We start from the raw sequence: 1,051 nt of genomic DNA, 5'->3' as shown, positions 1-1,051 counted from the left end.
AACAGAGTCAGATGGTTCTTCTCGTTGGATTCAAAGTTCAGAAATTCCACTTGATATGAAGAGTATACCTGTTGTCTCTTCAAAAAATTTTAAACCAAATGAAGTGGATGTTATTTTTACTGCTATTGAATCAGATATAGCAAAAGAGCTTGAACCCTGGTTTGCAAAAACTACTCCAACATTTTCAACATCCTCTGCTTTTCGTTATGAATCAGACACACCACTTATGATTGCGGGTGTCAATGATAAGGAGCACGCAAAACTGATACGATCACAACAGGAGAAACGGGGATGGAAAGGATTTGTAGCTCCTACACCTAATTGTACAGTTACGGGATTAGCTATAACACTTAAGCCTTTATATGAAAAATTTAATATTGATCGTGTATTGATGGTGTCAATGCAATCTGTTAGTGGTGCAGGAAGGAGCCCTGGTGTAAGGCATTTAGACATATCAGATAACATAATTCCTTTTATACCTAATGAAGAAAATAAGGTGAAAATTGAACTTAATAAAATGTTGGGAGAAGCTCAAAGTCATCAAATTTCCCCCGCTGGAATAGGTATAAACTGTATATGTACACGTGCTAGTATTTTGGACGGTCATACAGAGGCTGTATTCGTTGGAATACAAGAAAAAGTTAAGTTATCAGAGATTAAAGCAGTAATGAGTGAATACAACCCATTTGAAAATCGTAATCTTCATTCAGCACCAAAGGAAAGGATCCATTTATTCGACGATCCTGATGCTCCGCAAGTCCCTAAGGATAGAGACCTTGGAGATGGCATGACAACAAGTGTAGGAAGATTAGAAGAAGATCCCGTACTAGGAGGGATAAAATACCTATTAGTTTCCCATAATACAAAAATGGGAGCAGGAAAAGGTTCAGTTTTATTAGCGGAAAGCTTATTTGAACAAGGAATAATTGGATAGAACTTTTCTAGGACATTTCATGTTATGTATACCTTAAATATTAATGAAAGGGGAAAAAATATGCCAAAGTTAAAACGTTCTATTTCTTGGTTACAGGGGACAGCAATGGCTATAGGG

At 36.6% G+C, this 1,051-nt stretch carries 1 protein-coding gene; it reads left to right on the top strand.

Features of this window, described 5'->3' with window-relative positions; all coding sequences use genetic code 11:
- Nucleotides 1-934, top strand: a 934-nt coding sequence (locus ACWGB8_RS38655; RefSeq protein ID WP_452218319.1) for an aspartate-semialdehyde dehydrogenase, incomplete at its 5' end; no start/stop codon positions are given.
- Nucleotides 935-1,051 lie beyond the last annotated feature (117 nt).

The organism is Kitasatospora sp. NPDC054939 (genome assembly GCF_053610105.1).
The sequence above is the reverse complement of the archived record's forward strand: the minus strand, read 5'-3'. Positions and strand labels throughout refer to the sequence as shown.